Genomic DNA, 15,218 nt, shown 5'->3' with positions numbered 1-15,218 from the left:
TCGCACCCCATCGTGGCCGGCCCCGGCACGAAAATACCGCGCCCGGCCGTCTCGCCACTGGAAGGGAACGGCCATTCGGGTCCATGCTGGAAGCTCGCCCATTTGCCGGAGTTCGCCCCATGAGCGACGCCATCACCATCGATTTCGTCTCCGACGTGGTCTGCCCCTGGTGCGCCATTGGCCTCAACGGCCTGCTGGAAGCCATGCGCCGGGTAGACGGAGAACTGAGGGTGGAACTGCGCATCAAGCCCTTCGAGCTCAACGCCGACATGCCCGCCGAAGGCGAAGACCTGGTGGAGCACCTGCAGCGCAAGTACGGCAGCAGTGCCGAGGATATCGCCCGCAACCAGGAACACCTGCGCTCCATGGGCGAGGAAGTCGGCGTGCACTTCGACTTGAAGAAGCGCACGCGCATCTACAACACCTTCGACGCGCACCGCCTGCTGCACTGGGCGGGTGAATCGCACCGCGACATCGCCCTGAAGCAGGCGCTGCTGCACGCCTACTTCGGCGAGGGGCGCGACCCGAGCGACCCGGAAGTGCTGCTGGAGGTGGCCGTCAGCGTCGGCCTGGACGCCGTGCGCGCGCGGGAAATCCTCGACAGCGATGCCTACGCCGACGAGGTGGTGGCCGAGGAGGACTTCTACACCAGCCACGGCATCCGCGCGGTGCCCGCGGTGATCCTCAATGGCCGCCAACTGATCTCCGGCGCACAGAGCACCGACTACTACGAACAGGCGCTGCGCCAGGTGGCGCGCCATGCGCCGTTGCCGGAGTGAGTCTTCCGCCGTGGGGCAGGGCCTAGGGCGCATATCCTGGAACAGGTTATCCGCCAGGACCGGTGAGGCGGATAACGCTGGCGCGTTATCCGCCCGCTGCAAACCTGGTGCTCCCCTGTAGGAGCGCGCCATGCGCGCGATCGCGGGCATGGCCCGCTCCTACATGAGAGGGTCAGCGTTCCACGGCATGATTGTAGGAGCGAGCTTGCTCGCGAATCCGCTTGACGCTGATGTCGCCTGGAAACTCCGTTCGCGAGCAAGCTCGCTCCTACACGTTCAGCCCGACACTGTGCATTGGCAACAAAAGACCGGTGCGGCGGATAACGCTGGCGCGTTAGGCGCCCTGCACCGACGCAAAAGCGGTGCTCCCCTGTAGGAGCGCGCCATGCGCGCGATCGCGGGCATGGCCCGCTCCTACAATGGACTGGACCGCAGGGCGCAAAGCGTTCCACGGCATGATTGTAGGAGCGAGCTTGCTCGCGAACCCGCTTGACGCCAGGCGCTGCCGGGAAGGCTGTTCGCGGGCATGGCCCGCTCCTACACGTTCGGCCCAATGCTATTGGCGACAAAAGAAAAACGGCGCCCGAAGGCGCCGTTTCCCGTGCAGCGTCGGGCGATCAGAGCGCCGACCAGCCGTCCATCTGCCCGCCCAGGTCGGCGGAGTGCTCGGACAGCAGCGCGGCGTAGCCGCTGATGTGCTCGTGGGACAGCTCCATCACCGGGTAGGCCAGGACCTGCCAGGGCAGCTTGTCGTTGCCGTCGTACTCGGAGTACGCCACCTTCTGCCCGTTCTGCAGCAGCATGATGGCGAAGTCCAGGGCGGACTGCTCGTCCGGGAAGATCACCGCGAACTCCACCTCATGCTCGAGGGAGAGGTCTTCGCCGTCTTCCTGCAGGGCCCACAGGGCGTCGCCGATTTCGTCGTCCGGGAAAAGCTGCTTGTCGCGGCTCATGTCACTGCTCCAATTCGATTTACAAAGTGCCCGGTGTGGGCACGCCCGCGCAGGATACCCGTCCTGCATGACAACTGCCGGAAAATCTCGCCGGCACCATCGCCTTCGGTGATGTTCACCATCACGGCGTTTCACTTCCGAGCTTGGCCGCTCAGCGCGACGATGCCTCCATCGGGCCTGCGCCCTCCCCCCTCATCGAGCCTGCGACCATGCCTACTCCCACGCACAGCACCGAGGCCTACCGCATCACCTACATCACCCTGGACGAGGTGCAATTGCACTTCGAGACCGAGATTGCCGTGCCCGACGGGGACGGCGGCCTGGCCCTGCACAGCGCAGCCACCCTGCCCGACGAGCGGCGCGCGCTGCGTGAGCTGATCTGCCAAGAACCGCAGGCCCTGGTCGCCTGATCTTCTGAAAGCGTAGACCCTGGCAAGCAAATGCCCCGCTCGTGCGGGGCATTTGTGTCAGGGGGCGGGCATCACGCCTGCAGCTGGTTACCGATCGGCAGGGTGCGAATGCGCTTGCCGGTGGCCGCGAACAGCGCGTTGGCCAGCGCCGGCGCCAGGGGCGGCACACCGGGTTCACCGACACCGGTCGGCGGCTCGGCCGACGGCACGATGTGCACCTCCACCACCGGCATCTCGTTGATGCGCAATACCTGGAAGTCATGGAAGTTGGACTGGTCGACCTTGCCGTCGGTCAGGGTGATGGCGCTGTGCAGCGCCGCCGACAACGCGAAGCCGATGCCCCCCTCCATCTGCGCCCGGATCACATCCGGGTTGATCGCCAGGCCGCAATCCACGGCGCAGACCACGCGGTCCACCTTGAAGCTCTTGTCGGCCTTGTAGGTCACTTCCACGACCTGGGCGACGTAGCTGCCGAACGATTCGTGCACGGCGATACCACGGCCGCGCTGCTCGCCATCCTTGCCCTTTTCCAGCGGCGCCAGCCAGTTGGCCCGCTGCGCCACCAGTTCCAGCGCGCCGCGATGCCGCGGGTGTTTTTCCAGCAGCTTGCGGCGGAACTCGTACGGGTCCTGCTTGGCGGCGACGGCCGCTTCGTCGATCAGCGTCTCGGTGGAGAACGCCGTGTGGGTGTGGCCCACCGAACGCCACCATTGGGTCGGCACCGTGATGTTGTCCGCCAGCGCCTGCTCGACGCGCAGGTTGGGCACGGCGTAAGGCAGGTCGGCGGCGCCCTCCACGGCGATCTTGTCGATGCCGTCCTTGACCATGAACTTCTCGAACGGCGTGCCAATGATGAAGGACTGCCCCACCAGCCGCTGCTCCCAGCCCACCAGCTGGCCCTGGGCGTCCACCGCCAGCCGAGCGCGGTGCAGGAAGGCCGGGCGGTAGTAGCCGGCGCGGGTGTCGTCTTCGCGCGTCCAGACCATCTTGATCGGCACTTTCACGCCCTGTTCACGGGCCGCCTTGGCGATGGCCACCGCTTCGAGCACGTAGTCCGAATGCGGGTTTGCGCGGCGGCCGAAGCTGCCGCCGGCGTACAGCTGGGTGATGCTCACCTGCTCGGGCGGGATGCCCAGCAGCTGCGCCACCGACATCTGGTCGCCGGTCTGCCACTGCTCGCCGTTCCAGATCTGGCAGCCGTCCTCCTTGAGGAAGACCACGCAGTTCAGCGGCTCCATGGCCGCGTGGGCCAGATAGGGGAACTGGTACTCCGCCTCGATCAGGTGCGCCGGCTTCTCCAGCGCCTTGCCGATATCGCCCTCGTTGCGCGCCACCAGGCCCGGCTTGCTGGCCATGTCGTGGTACTGGGCGAAGATTTCCTTGCTGCCCATCTTGAAGGCCTTGCTCTCGTCCCACTCCACCTGCAGGGCGTCACGCCCCTGGCGCGCGGCCCAGGTGTTCTTCGCCAGCACCGCCACGCCGGCGAAACGCCGCTCGCTGCCGGGGAACTGCACCACCTCGACCACGCCGGGCACGGCCTTGGCCTTGCTCGCGTCGACCTTCGACGGTACCCCGCCAAAACGCGGCGGGTGGGCCACCACAGCCACCAGCATGTCCGGCAGGTGCACGTCCTGGGTGAACTGCGCGGTGCCGTCGGTCTTGGACGGGCTGTCCTTGCGCGGCAGCTTGACCTGGCCGATCAGCTTGAAGTCCTTCGGGTCTTTCAGCTTCACGTCCGCCGGCACCGGCTGCTTCGCCGCAGCCTCGGCCAATTCGCCGAAGCCGGCCTTGCGCCCGGACGCCGGGTGGCTGACGACGCCGTCATGCACCTCGATCTGCGCCGCCGGCACCTTCCACTGCTCCGCCGCCGCGCCCACCAGCATGGCGCGGGCGCTGGCGCCGGCCTTGCGCATCTGCTCGAAGGAGTTGGCCATGGCGTTGCTGCCGCCGGTGCCCTGCAGGTTGCCGAAGGCCAGGTTGGCGTAGCGCTTGGCGTCGGCCGGGGCACCTTCCACCTGCACGTGGTTCCAGTCGGCGTCCAGTTCCTCGGCCACCAGGGTGGCGAGGCCGGTATAACTGCCCTGACCCATTTCCACGTGCTTGGCGATCACGGTGACGGTGCCGTCCGGGGCGATGCGCACGAAGGCGTTGGCGTCGAAATCGGCGGCTGCCTGGGCGTCGCCCAGCTTGCCCAGCAGCGGCGCGAAATAGATGCCCAAGGCCAGGCCGCCAGCGCCCCGCAGGAAGCTGCGGCGGCTGACGTTGAGGATGCTGCCGGGCTGTGCCGGCTGTTCTTCGGTACGGGGTTCGAGCATGACGTCGGTCCTCAAGCCAAGGTCTGGGCGGCGTCGTGGATCGCCGCGCGAATCCGCGCATAGGTGGCGCAGCGGCAGATGTTGCCGCTCATGGCGGCGTCGATGTCGGCGTCGCTGGGCGCCTTGTTCGAAGCCAGCAGCGCGGTGGCCGACATGATCTGCCCGGACTGGCAGTAGCCGCACTGCACCACGTCGAGCTTGCGCCAGGCCTCCTGCACCGCCTTGCCGGCAGCCTGCTCGGCGACCGCCTCGATGGTGGTGATCTTCTTGCCGGCCACCGCCGCCAGCGGGGTGACGCAGGAACGCGTCGGCTGGCCATCGATGTGCACGGTGCAGGCGCCGCACAGCGCCATGCCGCAACCGTACTTGGTGCCGGTCAGCCCGGCCACGTCACGGATGGCCCAGAGCAGCGGCATCTCGCCGGGGGCGTCGAGTTCGTGGTCCTTGCCGTTCAGGTTCACGGTAATCATCGGGAGGTTCACCTCATTCTCTTGGATATGAAAAGCCGGGTGACATAAAGCAGGGGCTAGACATGGAGCGAAGCGCAGCGGCTCCGGCACGCAATGGATTGAGCCTAGGCGCAAGCGCAGGCACGTGCCGCGACGATACGCGAGTCAGGCGCCGAGCGGTTTGCCTGGTTCTCCCAAGCCTTGCCTGATACTGCACAGGATGGGGTCGGCGTTTGCGGAGAGCGATCGCGGACGGAGTCCGCTCCGACGGTTAAGGCAAAACGCCTTTCTCCGCTTTTGTAGGAGCGAGCTTGCTCGCGAACCCGTCTGACGCAGGTGTGGCCGGAAACCCTGTCCGCGAGCAAGCTCGCTCCTACAGGGATACCAGGAATCCCGCGCGCATAAAAAAGCCACTCCGAAGAGTGGCTTTTTCAGTTACCGATACCCGATCACTCCGGCATCTTCATCACCACACGGCCGCCGCTCGGGCAGGTTTCCATGTAGTAGTTGGCGTCGCGGTACTGGGCGAAATCGAACACCCGGTCGATGCTCGGCTTGAGCAGCTGGTCGGCGGTCATCTGGTTGATCGCGGTCAGCGCCCGTTGCACGGCTTCGTCGTTGCGGGTCAGGCCGATCTCCGGTTGCCCGGTGAAGTCCAGCACGCAGTGACGGTAGAACTGCAGGTGCTTCTTGAACGCCGCACAGGCCGGGAAGGCCGCATCGTTGCCGCCGTTGATGCCGTAGAGGATCAGCTTGCCGCGCTGCGCGGCCACGTCACCCAGCAGCTTCATCTGCGGGCCGGCGCACTGGTCGAGGACGATCTCCACGCCTTCACCCTTGGTGAAGCGCTCGACTTCCAGCACCAGGTCCTGCTCCTCGGTGTAGATGATCTTGTCCGCCCCCAGGCCCTTGAGGAACTCGCGGGTCTCCTCGTGGCTGGTGGTGGCGATCACCTGGGCACCGAGCGCCTTGGCCAGCTGTACCGCCTGGGGAGCCAGGCAATGGCCGGCCTCGGTGATCAGCACGCGCTGGCCGGGCTTGATCTGCGCCAACTCCACCAGGGCGAAGTAGGAATACAGCAGGCCGGTGTAATGCACGGCAGCTTCGACCGGGCTCAGCACCTCGGGGTAACGGGTCAGCGAGGTGCGCGGCACGATGACGTGGTCGCCCCAGGCCGGGTACAGGTTCGGCGAGTTCGCCGGGAAACTGGCCACCGCCACGCCGGGCTGCAGGTCTTCCACGCCCTCGCCCACGGCTTCGACGATGCCGGAAAGTTCATAACCGATGCCCGCCGGCAGCTTGGCCTGATCCGGGGCGAGGTTCTGCCGCCAGAGCACGTCGCGCCAACTGACGCCCAGTGCCTGGGTACGGACCAGCACTTCACCCGGCCCCGGTTGCGGGGTCGGCATTTCCTCGATCTTCAGGACCGAGGCGTCACCGAACTGGTGGAAACGGATCATGCGGGACATCACATACCTCGCCTTAGTAGTGCTCATAGCCACGGACTCTATCCGGGCTTTAAGGGTGACGCCACCGTTCACCGTTGATAGTTGACATAAATGGCGATGATTCGGCCTGCCGCGCAAGCCTTGTCCGGCGCGGCTGCAAGGCTCTGCGACGGGACTGCGGGCGGAACCGGGGCGGCGCTTTCCTTACAGCGTCCGACCACACTGCCGTGGCAAGATTCTCAATAAAAAAGTGGAAATTGATCAAGGACTTATCTGACAGACTTGACTCAGGACACGCTCGGCCTCACTTTTCCCCCATCGCCAGGGAGTCCCCATGAACCGCAACGACCTCCGCAAGGTTGACCTCAACCTGTTGATCGTTTTCGAGACGCTGATGCATGAGCGCAGCGTGACCCGCGCCGCCGAGAAGCTGTTCCTCGGCCAGCCGGCGATCAGTGCGGCCCTGGCGCGCCTGCGCGGTCTGTTCGACGACCCGCTGTTCGTGCGCACCGGGCGCAGCATGGAACCCACTGCGCGGGCGCAGGAGATCTTCGGCCACCTTTCGCCGGCGCTGGACTCCATCTCCACCGCCCTGAGCCGCGCCGCCGACTTCGACCCGGCCACCAGCAAGGCGGTGTTCCGCATCGGCCTGTCCGACGACGTGGAGTTCGGCCTGCTGCCGCCGCTGCTGCGCCGCCTGCGCTCGGAAGCCCCGGGCATTACCCTGGTGGTGCGCCGCGCCAACTACCTGCTGATGCCGCAGTTGCTGGCCTCCGGGGAAATCTCCGTGGGCGTGAGCTACACCGACGAGCTGCCGGCCAACGCCAAGCGCAAGACCCTGCGCCGCAGCACCTGGAAGATCCTGCGCGCCGACTCGATCCCCGGCGCGCTGACCCTCGATGATTACTGCGCGCGTCCGCACGCTCTGGTGTCCTATGCCGGCGACCTGGACGGCTTCGTCGACCAGACCCTCGCCGAGATGGACCGCAAGCGCCAGGTGGTGCTCGCGGTGCCGCAATTCGTCGGCCTGGCGCAGTTGCTGGCAGGCACCGACATCATTGCGACCGTGCCGGAGTATGTGGCCCTGGCGCTGACCGCTGCCGGCGGCCTGCGCGCCGAGGATCCGCCCTTCCCCACCCGCCTGGCCGAGCTGTCCATGGTCTGGCGCGGCGCCCAGGATCAGGACCCGGCCGAACGCTGGCTGCGATCGCGCATCACCATGTTCGTGGGTGATCCGGACAGTCTCTGACACCGCCCTACGTAAGCTGACCTTGTAGGAGCGAGCTTGCTCGCGAACCCGCACGGCACGGTGCATCGGGTGGAAAAGCTTCGCGAGCAATAACGATGGCGTCCCCCTCGCTCCTGCGAAGAGCCCCACAGGGAGGCTCAGGCCGTAGGGCGCATAACCTGGAACAGGTTATCCGCCGGTAATGTCGCGGCGGATGACGCCCGAGGCGTTATTTCCCCTACGTCACATGTAGGAGCGAGCCATGCGCGCGGTCGCGGGCGAGGCCCGCTCCTACCTGAAGTATTTCGCCGGGGCATACCCTCTCCCCCGCCCTCTCCCTGAAGGGAGAGGGAGCTGTCCGTGCCGGCTGATGCCGAGGTTTCATCCTGCACCATACGGTCCCCACTCCCTTCAGGGAGAGGGTTAGGGAGAGGGGAATAGCCGGTACGGGTTTTCAGAGAAAGACAATTGCTCCTACAGGGAAACGCCGCGCTGGCGGGCAATCCCCGTGCCCGTTCCTTCTATCTATTCGTACGCATAGTGCAAAAGCATTTATCACTGCGCGTGATAATCAAAATCTGCTCGTTCGATTAGTTCCCAGGCGCCCCCTTGCGCAGACTCCGCTCCATCAGAAATCCCAAAATCAATTAGATCGCCGGAGTCCTTTCCATGGAGCGAAATCTGAACACCTTGCGTATTCCGTTGGCGTTGGCCGCCGTGCTGGTTCTCAGCGCGTGCGGCAAGGGCCAGGAGGCAGCCCAGAACATGGCCGCCCCCAAGGTCAGCGTGGCGGATGTCATCGAGCAACCGATCAACGAATGGGACGAGTTCACCGGCCGCCTGGAGGCTCCGGAATCCGTCGAACTGCGCCCACGCGTCTCCGGCTACATCGACCGCGTCGCCTTCCGCGAAGGCGCCCTGGTGAAGAAAGGCGACCTGCTGTTCCAGATCGACCCGCGGCCGTTCCAGGCCGAGGTGCATCGCCTGGAAGCCCAGCTGCAACAGGCCCGCGCCAACCAGACCCGCACCGCCAACGAAGCCTCCCGTGGCGAGCGCCTGCGCGCCACCAACGCCATTTCCGCGGAACTCGCCGACGCCCGCACCGCCGCCGCCACCGAGGCCAAGGCCGTGGTCGCCGCGACCCAGGCGGAACTGGACAACGCCCGCCTGAACCTGTCGTTCACCCAGATCACCGCGCCCATCGACGGCCGCGTCTCGCGCGCCGAAGTCACCGCCGGCAACCTGGTGAACAGCGGCGAAAGCGTGCTGACCACCCTGGTCTCCACCGACAAGGTCTACGCGTACTTCGACGCCGACGAGCGCGTCTACCTCAAGTACGTGGACCTCGCCCGCAAGGGTGGCCCGGACGCCCGCGGCACCAGCCCGGTGTACCTGGGCCTGACCGGCGAGGACGGCTTCCCGCACCAGGGGCGCCTGGACTTCCTCGACAACCAGGTCAACCCCAAGACCGGCACCATCCGTGGCCGCGCCGTGTTCGACAACGCCGCCAACCAGTTCACCCCCGGCCTGTACGCCCGCATCAAGCTGGTCGGCAGCGGCACCTACCCCGCCGCGCTGATCAAGGACGAAGCGGTCGGCACAGACCTGGGCAAGAAATTCGTGCTGGTGCTCGACAAGGACAGCAAGGTGCAGTACCGCGGCATCGAGCTGGGGCCGAAACTCGAAGGCCTGCGCATCGTCCGCAGCGGCCTGGCCAAGGGTGACCGCATCGTGGTCAACGGCCTGCAACGGGTTCGCCCGGGTGCCCAGGTCGATGCCCAGGGTGTCGAGATGGCCAGCCAGTCGACCCTCGCCAAGCTCGAAGACCAGCGTCGTGCGCTGGAGAGCTTCGAGGCGCCGAAGGTCGCCGAGAAATCGGCCAAGCCGGGCGCGCCGCGCGGCTGACCCCAACCCGTACGAGTTCATCGAGCACCCTGCCGAGCGCAGGCCAGGCCAGGCGGAAGACGGTAAGCAAGCGCAGTTCACTGGAGTGAATGAGCATTGCGAACCGACGGCCAACGCAGTCTGGGCAAGCGCAGGCGGATCATCGACGAACTCACCATGAATGATGTGCCAGGCCCTTCTCCCACCAGGGCCTTGGGTGACCTTTGTCCCGGGTTTGGCGAACCATGCGTTCGCGACAGGAACCAGCCATGAACTTTTCGCAATTCTTCATCCAGCGGCCGATCTTCGCCGCCGTGCTCTCGCTGATCATCCTGATCGGCGGGGCCATCTCGCTGTTCCAGCTACCGATCAGCGAATACCCCGAAGTGGTGCCCCCCACCGTGGTGGTGCGCGCCAACTTCCCCGGCGCCAACCCCAAGGTGATCGGCGAGACCGTCGCCGCGCCGCTGGAACAGGCCATCACCGGCGTCGAGAACATGCTCTACATGTCCTCGCAGTCCACTGCCGACGGCAAGATGACCCTCACCATCACCTTCGCCCTGGGCACCGACCTGGACAACGCGCAGGTGCAGGTGCAGAACCGCGTGACCCGCACGCAGCCCAAGCTGCCCGAGGAAGTCACGCGGATCGGCATCACCGTCGACAAGGCCTCGCCCGACCTGACCATGGTCGTGCACCTGACCTCGCCGGATAACCGCTACGACATGCTCTACCTGTCCAACTACGCCATCCTCAACATCAAGGATGAGCTGGCGCGCCTGGACGGCGTGGGCGACGTGCAGCTGTTCGGCATGGGCGACTACTCCCTGCGCGTCTGGCTGGACCCGAACAAGGTGGCCTCGCGCAACCTCACCGCCACCGATGTGGTCGCCGCGATCCGCGAGCAGAACCGCCAGGTGGCCGCCGGTGCCCTGGGCGCCCCGCCCTCGCCGAGCGACACCAGCTTCCAGCTGTCGATCAACACCCAGGGCCGCCTGGTCACCGAGGAAGAGTTCGAGAACATCATCATCCGCAGCGGCCCGGACGGCGAGATCACCCGCCTGAAGGACATCGCCCGGGTCGAACTCGGCTCCAGCCAGTACGCGCTGCGTTCGCTGCTGGACAACCAGCCGGCGGTCGCCATCCCGATCTTCCAGCGTCCCGGCTCCAACGCCATCGCCATCTCCAACCTGGTGCGCGAGAAGATGGCCGAGCTGAAGAAGGACTTCCCCCAGGGCGTGGACTATTCCATCGTCTATGACCCGACCATCTTCGTGCGCGGCTCCATCGAGGCGGTGGTCCACACCCTGTTCGAAGCGCTGATCCTGGTGGTGCTGGTGGTCGTGCTGTTCCTGCAGACCTGGCGCGCCTCGATCATCCCGCTGGCCGCCGTACCGGTATCGCTGATCGGCACCTTCGCGGTGATGCACGCCTTCGGCTTCTCGCTCAACGCGCTGTCGCTGTTCGGCCTGGTACTGGCCATCGGCATCGTGGTGGACGACGCCATCGTGGTGGTGGAGAACGTCGAGCGGAACATCGGGCTGGGCCTCACGCCTGTGGAGGCGACCAAGCGCGCCATGAAGGAAGTGACCGGGCCGATCATCGCCACCGCGCTGGTGCTGTGCGCCGTGTTCATCCCGACCGCGTTCATCTCCGGCCTCACCGGGCAGTTCTACCGGCAGTTCGCGCTGACCATCGCGATCTCCACGGTGATCTCCGCGTTCAACTCGCTGACCCTGTCGCCGGCGCTGTCCGCCGTGCTGCTCAAGGGGCACCACGAGCCCAAGGACCGCTTCTCGGTGCTGCTGGACAAGCTGCTGGGCGGCTGGCTGTTCCGTCCGTTCAACCGCTTCTTCGACCGCGCCAGCCATGGCTATGTCGGCACCGTCACCCGCGTGCTGCGTGGCAGCTCCATCGCGCTGCTGCTGTATGCCGGGTTGATCGGCCTGACCTACCTGGGCTTCTCCAGCACCCCCACCGGCTTCGTGCCGCAGCAGGACAAGCAGTACCTGGTGGCCTTCGCGCAACTGCCCGACGCCGCCACCCTGGACCGCACCGAAGCGGTGATCAAGCGCATGTCGGAAATCGCCGGCAAGCACCCGGGCATCGAGCACACCGTGTCCTTCCCGGGCCTGTCGATCAACGGCTTCACCAACAGCCCCAACAGCGGCATCGTCTTCACCCCGCTCAAGGACTTCAGCGAGCGCAAGGGCCCGGGCATGTCGGCCAACGAGATCGCCGCCGAGCTGAACAAGCAGTTCGCGGACATCCAGGACGCCTACATCGCGATCTTCCCGCCGCCGCCTGTACAGGGGCTGGGGACCATCGGCGGCTTCCGCCTGCAGATCGAGGACCGCGGCAACGCCGGTTACGAGGAGCTCTACGCGCAGACCCAGAACATCCTCAACAAGGCCCGCGCGCTGCCGGAGCTCAACCCCATGTCGGTGTTCACCAGCTACCAGGTGAACGTGCCGCAGGTGGATGCCGCCATCGACCGCGAGAAGGCCAAGACCCACGGGGTTGCGATCAGCGACATCTTCGACACCCTGCAGGTCTACCTGGGCTCGCTGTACGCGAACGACTTCAACCGCTTCGGCCGCACCTACCAGGTGAACGTCCAGGGCGAGCAGCAGTTCCGTCTGGAACCCGAGCAGATCGGCCAGCTGAAGGTGCGCAACAACCTGGGTGAAATGGTCCCGCTGGCCACCTTCATCAAGATCAGCGACACCGCCGGCCCCGACCGCGTGATGCACTACAACGGCTTCATCACGGCCGAGATCAACGGCGCCGCCGCACCGGGCTACAGCTCCGGCCAGGCCGAGGCCGCCATCGAGCGCCTGCTCAAGCAAGAACTGCCCAATGGCATGACCTACGAATGGACCGAGCTGACCTACCAGCAGATCCTCGCCGGCAACTCCGCGGTGTACGTGTTCCCGCTCTGCGTGCTGCTCGCCTTCCTCGTGCTGGCCGCGCTGTACGAAAGCTGGGGCCTGCCGCTGGCGGTGATCCTGATCGTGCCGATGACCCTGCTGTCGGCCATCGCGGGCGTGATCCTGTCCGGTGGTGACAACAACATCTTCACCCAGATCGGCCTGATCGTACTGGTGGGCCTGGCGTGCAAGAACGCGATCCTCATCGTCGAGTTCGCCAAGGACAAGCAGGACGAAGGCATGGACCGCCTGAGCGCGGTGCTGGAAGCCTGCCGCCTGCGTCTGCGGCCGATCCTGATGACCTCCATCGCCTTCATCATGGGCGTGGTGCCCCTGGTGCTGTCGTCCGGCGCCGGCGCTGAAATGCGCCACGCCATGGGGGTCGCGGTGTTCTCCGGGATGCTCGGCGTGACCTTCTTCGGCCTGCTGCTGACCCCGGTCTTCTATGTGCTGATCCGCCGCTTCATGGAAGCCCGTGAAGCGAAGAAACAGGCGCACCAAGCGCGCATCGCCCAGAACCACGAGGCCCACCAGGCATGAGCGTCATCACCATCAATGCTATGAGCAAGAGTGCCGTGAAACTGTTCGTCCCCACCCTGCTCGCGCTGGCCCTCAGCGCGTGCATGGTCGGCCCCGACTACCAGAAGCCGGACACCGCGCCGGCGCACCTGGACAGCAATGCCCAGGCCAATGACTACGACCGCAGCCGCTTCGAGGACGCCTGGTGGAAGCAGTTCGACGACCCGGTGCTGACCCAGCTGGTCGACCAGGCGCTGAAGGAAAACCGCGAGCTGCGCGTGGCCTATGCCCGCGTGCTGGCATCGCGGGCGATCCGCGACGACGTGGCCAATGACCGCTTCCCCACGGTCACCAGCCGCGCCGAAGGCCAGGTCGGCAAGGGCCAGGTGCCCGGCCAGACCGACGACCGGGTCAACCAGGAGCGCTACGACCTGGGTCTGGACATGATCTGGGAAGTCGACCTGTTCGGCCGCGTGCGTCGCCAGCTGGAATCCAGCGACGCACAGAGCGAGGCCATCGTCGCCGACCTGCAGCAGTTGCAGGTGAGCCTGATCGCCGAGCTGGCCGATGCCTACGGTCAGCTGCGCGGCGCTCAACTGCGCGAGAGCATCGCCAGGAGCAACCTGGAGAACCAGCGCGAATCCCGCGACCTGACCATCCAGCTGCGCGACGCCGGCGTCGGCAGCGAGCTGGACGTGCAGCGCGCCGAAGCGCGCCTGGCCTCCACCGAAGCCAGCGTGCCGCAATTGCAGGCCGAGGAAGTGCGCCAGCGCAACCGCATCGCCACCCTCCTCGGCCAGCGCCCGGACGCGCTGAGCGTGGACCTGTCGCCGAAGAAACTGCCGGCCATCGCCAAGGCCCTGCCCATTGGCGACCCCGGCGAGCTGCTGCGTCGCCGGCCGGACGTCGCCTCCGCCGAACGCCGCCTGGCTGCCGCTACCGCGGACGTGGGCGTGGCCACCGCCGACCTGTTCCCGAAAGTCAGCCTCGGCGGCTTCCTCGGCTACACCGCCGGGCGTGGTTCGCAGATCGGCTCGTCCGCCGCCAGCGCCTGGGGCGTGGCCCCGAGCATCACCTGGGCGGCCTTCGACCTGGGCAGCGTGCGGGCTCGCCTGCGCGCCGCCAAGGCCGACGCCGATGGCGCCCTGGCGACCTACGAGCAGCAGGTCCTGCTGGCCCTGGAAGAGTCGTCGAACGCCTTCAGCGACTATGGCAAGCGGCAGCAGCGCCTGGTGTCGCTGGTGCGCCAGTCCGAAGCCAGCCGCAACGCCGCGCAACAAGCCGGCCTGCAATACCGCGAGGGCACCGTGGACTTCCTCAACCTGCTGGACGCCGAGCGCGAACAGCTGGCCGCCGAGGACGCCCAGGCCCTGGCGGAAGTGGACGTGTATCGCGGCATCGTGGCGATCTACAAGGCCCTGGGCGGCGGCTGGCAGCCGACACCCGCGGCCTGATCGATCCTCCCCGGTCGGGATTCTCTCGACCTTGGCCCTGCGGTCTGACGCTCCGGACCGTGGGGCTTTTTTATGGCGCGCGTTTCATGGCGATTGCGCTGCCAGCCTCGATCGACGTGGGAACTCCTAAACCTCAGGAAAAGGCTGAAGAATCTGTCAGAAACCTAGATATCTATCAGTATTTTCCGATAGCAAATGGTAATAAGCTGACTCTGGTTCAGATTCAGAATTCGCTGACATAAGAAATCAGGGAAGTCCGACCGGTGTTCAACGAGAAGGTCGAGGGAAGTCCATCCCCATCCAGTGACGCGGAACTCTGTCAGCTGCTCCACGCGGTACGCCGCGGCGATGTCATCCACCCCCGGCTCAAGCAGTTGCTGGTGCACCTGGGTTTCGTCGAACTGCGCGGCCTGCAGCTCATCCTCACCGGCAAGGGCAGGCACCTGATGAGGACCTGAACTTGGGCCTGGCGCCCTGCGCCGTTATCATCCGCAGCGAATTGCCAGGGATCAAAGGAGTTCGGTCCTGGCCTGGCCTAGACTTTCTATATCGGACCTTTCAGACAAGGAATTGCCATGGACCCCAGCGCCCATTTCATCCCCCTGGACCCCACCTCGGTCTTCGTTACCCTCGCCATCATCGTCTTCGGGATGTTCATGCTGGGCATCGGCTTCACCGTCCGTCATCGCCCGGTGGGCGTGTTCCTGATGTGGGTCGGCACGCTGAGCATGCTGTCGATCATCACCTACCGCATCTACCTCGCCACCTCGGTCTGACCGCACCACGCGCCTGAAACGATTGCGGACGGCGTCCGCTCCTACGTCAAGACCTGCGCAGGAGCGGACGCCG

The 15,218-nt window shown here is 66.1% G+C and carries 12 protein-coding genes; 8 read left to right on the top strand and 4 right to left on the bottom strand.

Features of this window, described 5'->3' with window-relative positions; genetic code table 11:
- The first annotated feature begins 119 nt into the window (after positions 1–119).
- The gene (locus tag N0B71_RS20355) at positions 120–779 is read left to right on the top strand and encodes a DsbA family oxidoreductase (RefSeq protein WP_259754541.1); all 660 of its coding nucleotides are present in this window, start codon (positions 120–122) and stop codon (positions 777–779) included.
- Between the two features lie 617 nt (positions 780–1,396).
- Here N0B71_RS20355 and N0B71_RS20350 read toward each other — a convergent pair.
- Positions 1,397–1,732 (bottom strand): ribonuclease E inhibitor RraB, encoded by a 336-nt coding sequence (locus tag N0B71_RS20350; RefSeq protein WP_184595409.1) that lies wholly within the window; start codon positions 1,730–1,732, stop codon positions 1,397–1,399.
- Positions 1,733–1,941: 209 nt separating this feature from the next.
- Between N0B71_RS20350 and ptrC the strand changes: the two genes are divergently transcribed.
- The gene (ptrC, locus tag N0B71_RS20345) at positions 1,942–2,142 is read left to right on the top strand and encodes a type III secretion system co-regulatory protein PtrC (protein WP_259754540.1); all 201 of its coding nucleotides are present in this window, start codon (positions 1,942–1,944) and stop codon (positions 2,140–2,142) included.
- 71 nt (positions 2,143–2,213) lie between these two features.
- On the opposite strand, the gene N0B71_RS20340 is transcribed toward ptrC, so the two are convergent.
- The 3 genes from N0B71_RS20340 to N0B71_RS20330 all read right to left on the bottom strand — a co-directional run bounded on the left by N0B71_RS20340 (position 2,214) and on the right by N0B71_RS20330 (position 6,375).
- Positions 2,214–4,457 (bottom strand): xanthine dehydrogenase family protein molybdopterin-binding subunit, encoded by a 2,244-nt coding sequence (locus N0B71_RS20340; RefSeq protein ID WP_259754539.1) that lies wholly within the window; start codon positions 4,455–4,457, stop codon positions 2,214–2,216.
- Between the two features lie 11 nt (positions 4,458–4,468).
- Positions 4,469–4,927: a (2Fe-2S)-binding protein gene (locus N0B71_RS20335; protein ID WP_026078846.1), complete on the bottom strand. Its 459-nt coding sequence runs from the start codon at positions 4,925–4,927 to the stop codon at positions 4,469–4,471.
- 428 nt (positions 4,928–5,355) lie between these two features.
- The gene (locus tag N0B71_RS20330) at positions 5,356–6,375 is read right to left on the bottom strand and encodes a zinc-dependent alcohol dehydrogenase family protein (protein WP_259754538.1); all 1,020 of its coding nucleotides are present in this window, start codon (positions 6,373–6,375) and stop codon (positions 5,356–5,358) included.
- Between the two features lie 313 nt (positions 6,376–6,688).
- On the opposite strand from N0B71_RS20330, the gene N0B71_RS20325 reads away from it, so the two are divergent.
- The 6 genes from N0B71_RS20325 (at position 6,689) to N0B71_RS20300 (ending at position 15,145) form a co-directional block, all read left to right on the top strand.
- Entirely contained in the window at positions 6,689–7,603 is a 915-nt protein-coding gene (locus N0B71_RS20325; protein ID WP_259754537.1) for a LysR family transcriptional regulator, read from the top strand.
- Between the two features lie 648 nt (positions 7,604–8,251).
- Positions 8,252–9,487: a multidrug efflux RND transporter periplasmic adaptor subunit MexE gene (mexE, locus tag N0B71_RS20320; protein ID WP_259754536.1), complete on the top strand. Its 1,236-nt coding sequence runs from the start codon at positions 8,252–8,254 to the stop codon at positions 9,485–9,487.
- A gap of 248 nt (positions 9,488–9,735) precedes the next feature.
- Positions 9,736–12,936, top strand: coding sequence for an efflux RND transporter permease subunit (locus N0B71_RS20315; protein ID WP_259754535.1), 3,201 nt, complete (start codon positions 9,736–9,738; stop codon positions 12,934–12,936).
- A 20-nt stretch (positions 12,937–12,956) separates the two neighbouring features.
- Positions 12,957–14,369: an efflux transporter outer membrane subunit gene (locus N0B71_RS20310; protein ID WP_259759635.1), complete on the top strand. Its 1,413-nt coding sequence runs from the start codon at positions 12,957–12,959 to the stop codon at positions 14,367–14,369.
- A 263-nt stretch (positions 14,370–14,632) separates the two neighbouring features.
- A complete protein-coding gene (locus N0B71_RS20305) occupies positions 14,633–14,827 on the top strand; it encodes a hypothetical protein (RefSeq protein WP_259754534.1) in 195 nt (64 codons plus the stop codon).
- Positions 14,828–14,944: 117 nt separating this feature from the next.
- On the top strand, positions 14,945–15,145 hold the full coding sequence (locus N0B71_RS20300; protein ID WP_259754533.1) for a hypothetical protein: 201 nt from the start codon (positions 14,945–14,947) through the stop codon (positions 15,143–15,145).
- Positions 15,146–15,218: the final 73 nt, after the last annotated feature.

The organism is Pseudomonas sp. GCEP-101, assembly GCF_025133575.1.
Taxonomy (GTDB): domain Bacteria; phylum Pseudomonadota; class Gammaproteobacteria; order Pseudomonadales; family Pseudomonadaceae; genus Pseudomonas; species Pseudomonas nitroreducens_B.
Note: the sequence above shows the minus strand (reverse complement) of the source record. Positions and strands in the feature narration are given on the sequence as shown.

Bases quoted from the DNA above. Each gene is read 5' to 3' on its own strand.
- mexE (WP_259754536.1), top strand. From the start codon at position 8,252: ATGGAGCGAAATCTGAACACCTTGCGTATTCCGTTGGCGTTGGCCGCC.
- N0B71_RS20355 (WP_259754541.1), top strand. From the start codon at position 120: ATGAGCGACGCCATCACCATCGATTTCGTCTCCGACGTGGTCTGCCCC.
- N0B71_RS20300 (WP_259754533.1), top strand. From the start codon at position 14,945: ATGGACCCCAGCGCCCATTTCATCCCCCTGGACCCCACCTCGGTCTTC.
- N0B71_RS20310 (WP_259759635.1), top strand. From the start codon at position 12,957: ATGAGCAAGAGTGCCGTGAAACTGTTCGTCCCCACCCTGCTCGCGCTG.
- N0B71_RS20335 (WP_026078846.1), bottom strand. From the start codon at position 4,927: ATGATTACCGTGAACCTGAACGGCAAGGACCACGAACTCGACGCCCCC.
- ptrC (WP_259754540.1), top strand. From the start codon at position 1,942: ATGCCTACTCCCACGCACAGCACCGAGGCCTACCGCATCACCTACATC.
- N0B71_RS20330 (WP_259754538.1), bottom strand. From the start codon at position 6,375: ATGTCCCGCATGATCCGTTTCCACCAGTTCGGTGACGCCTCGGTCCTG.
- N0B71_RS20350 (WP_184595409.1), bottom strand. From the start codon at position 1,732: ATGAGCCGCGACAAGCAGCTTTTCCCGGACGACGAAATCGGCGACGCC.
- N0B71_RS20315 (WP_259754535.1), top strand. From the start codon at position 9,736: ATGAACTTTTCGCAATTCTTCATCCAGCGGCCGATCTTCGCCGCCGTG.
- N0B71_RS20325 (WP_259754537.1), top strand. From the start codon at position 6,689: ATGAACCGCAACGACCTCCGCAAGGTTGACCTCAACCTGTTGATCGTT.
- N0B71_RS20340 (WP_259754539.1), bottom strand. From the start codon at position 4,457: ATGCTCGAACCCCGTACCGAAGAACAGCCGGCACAGCCCGGCAGCATC.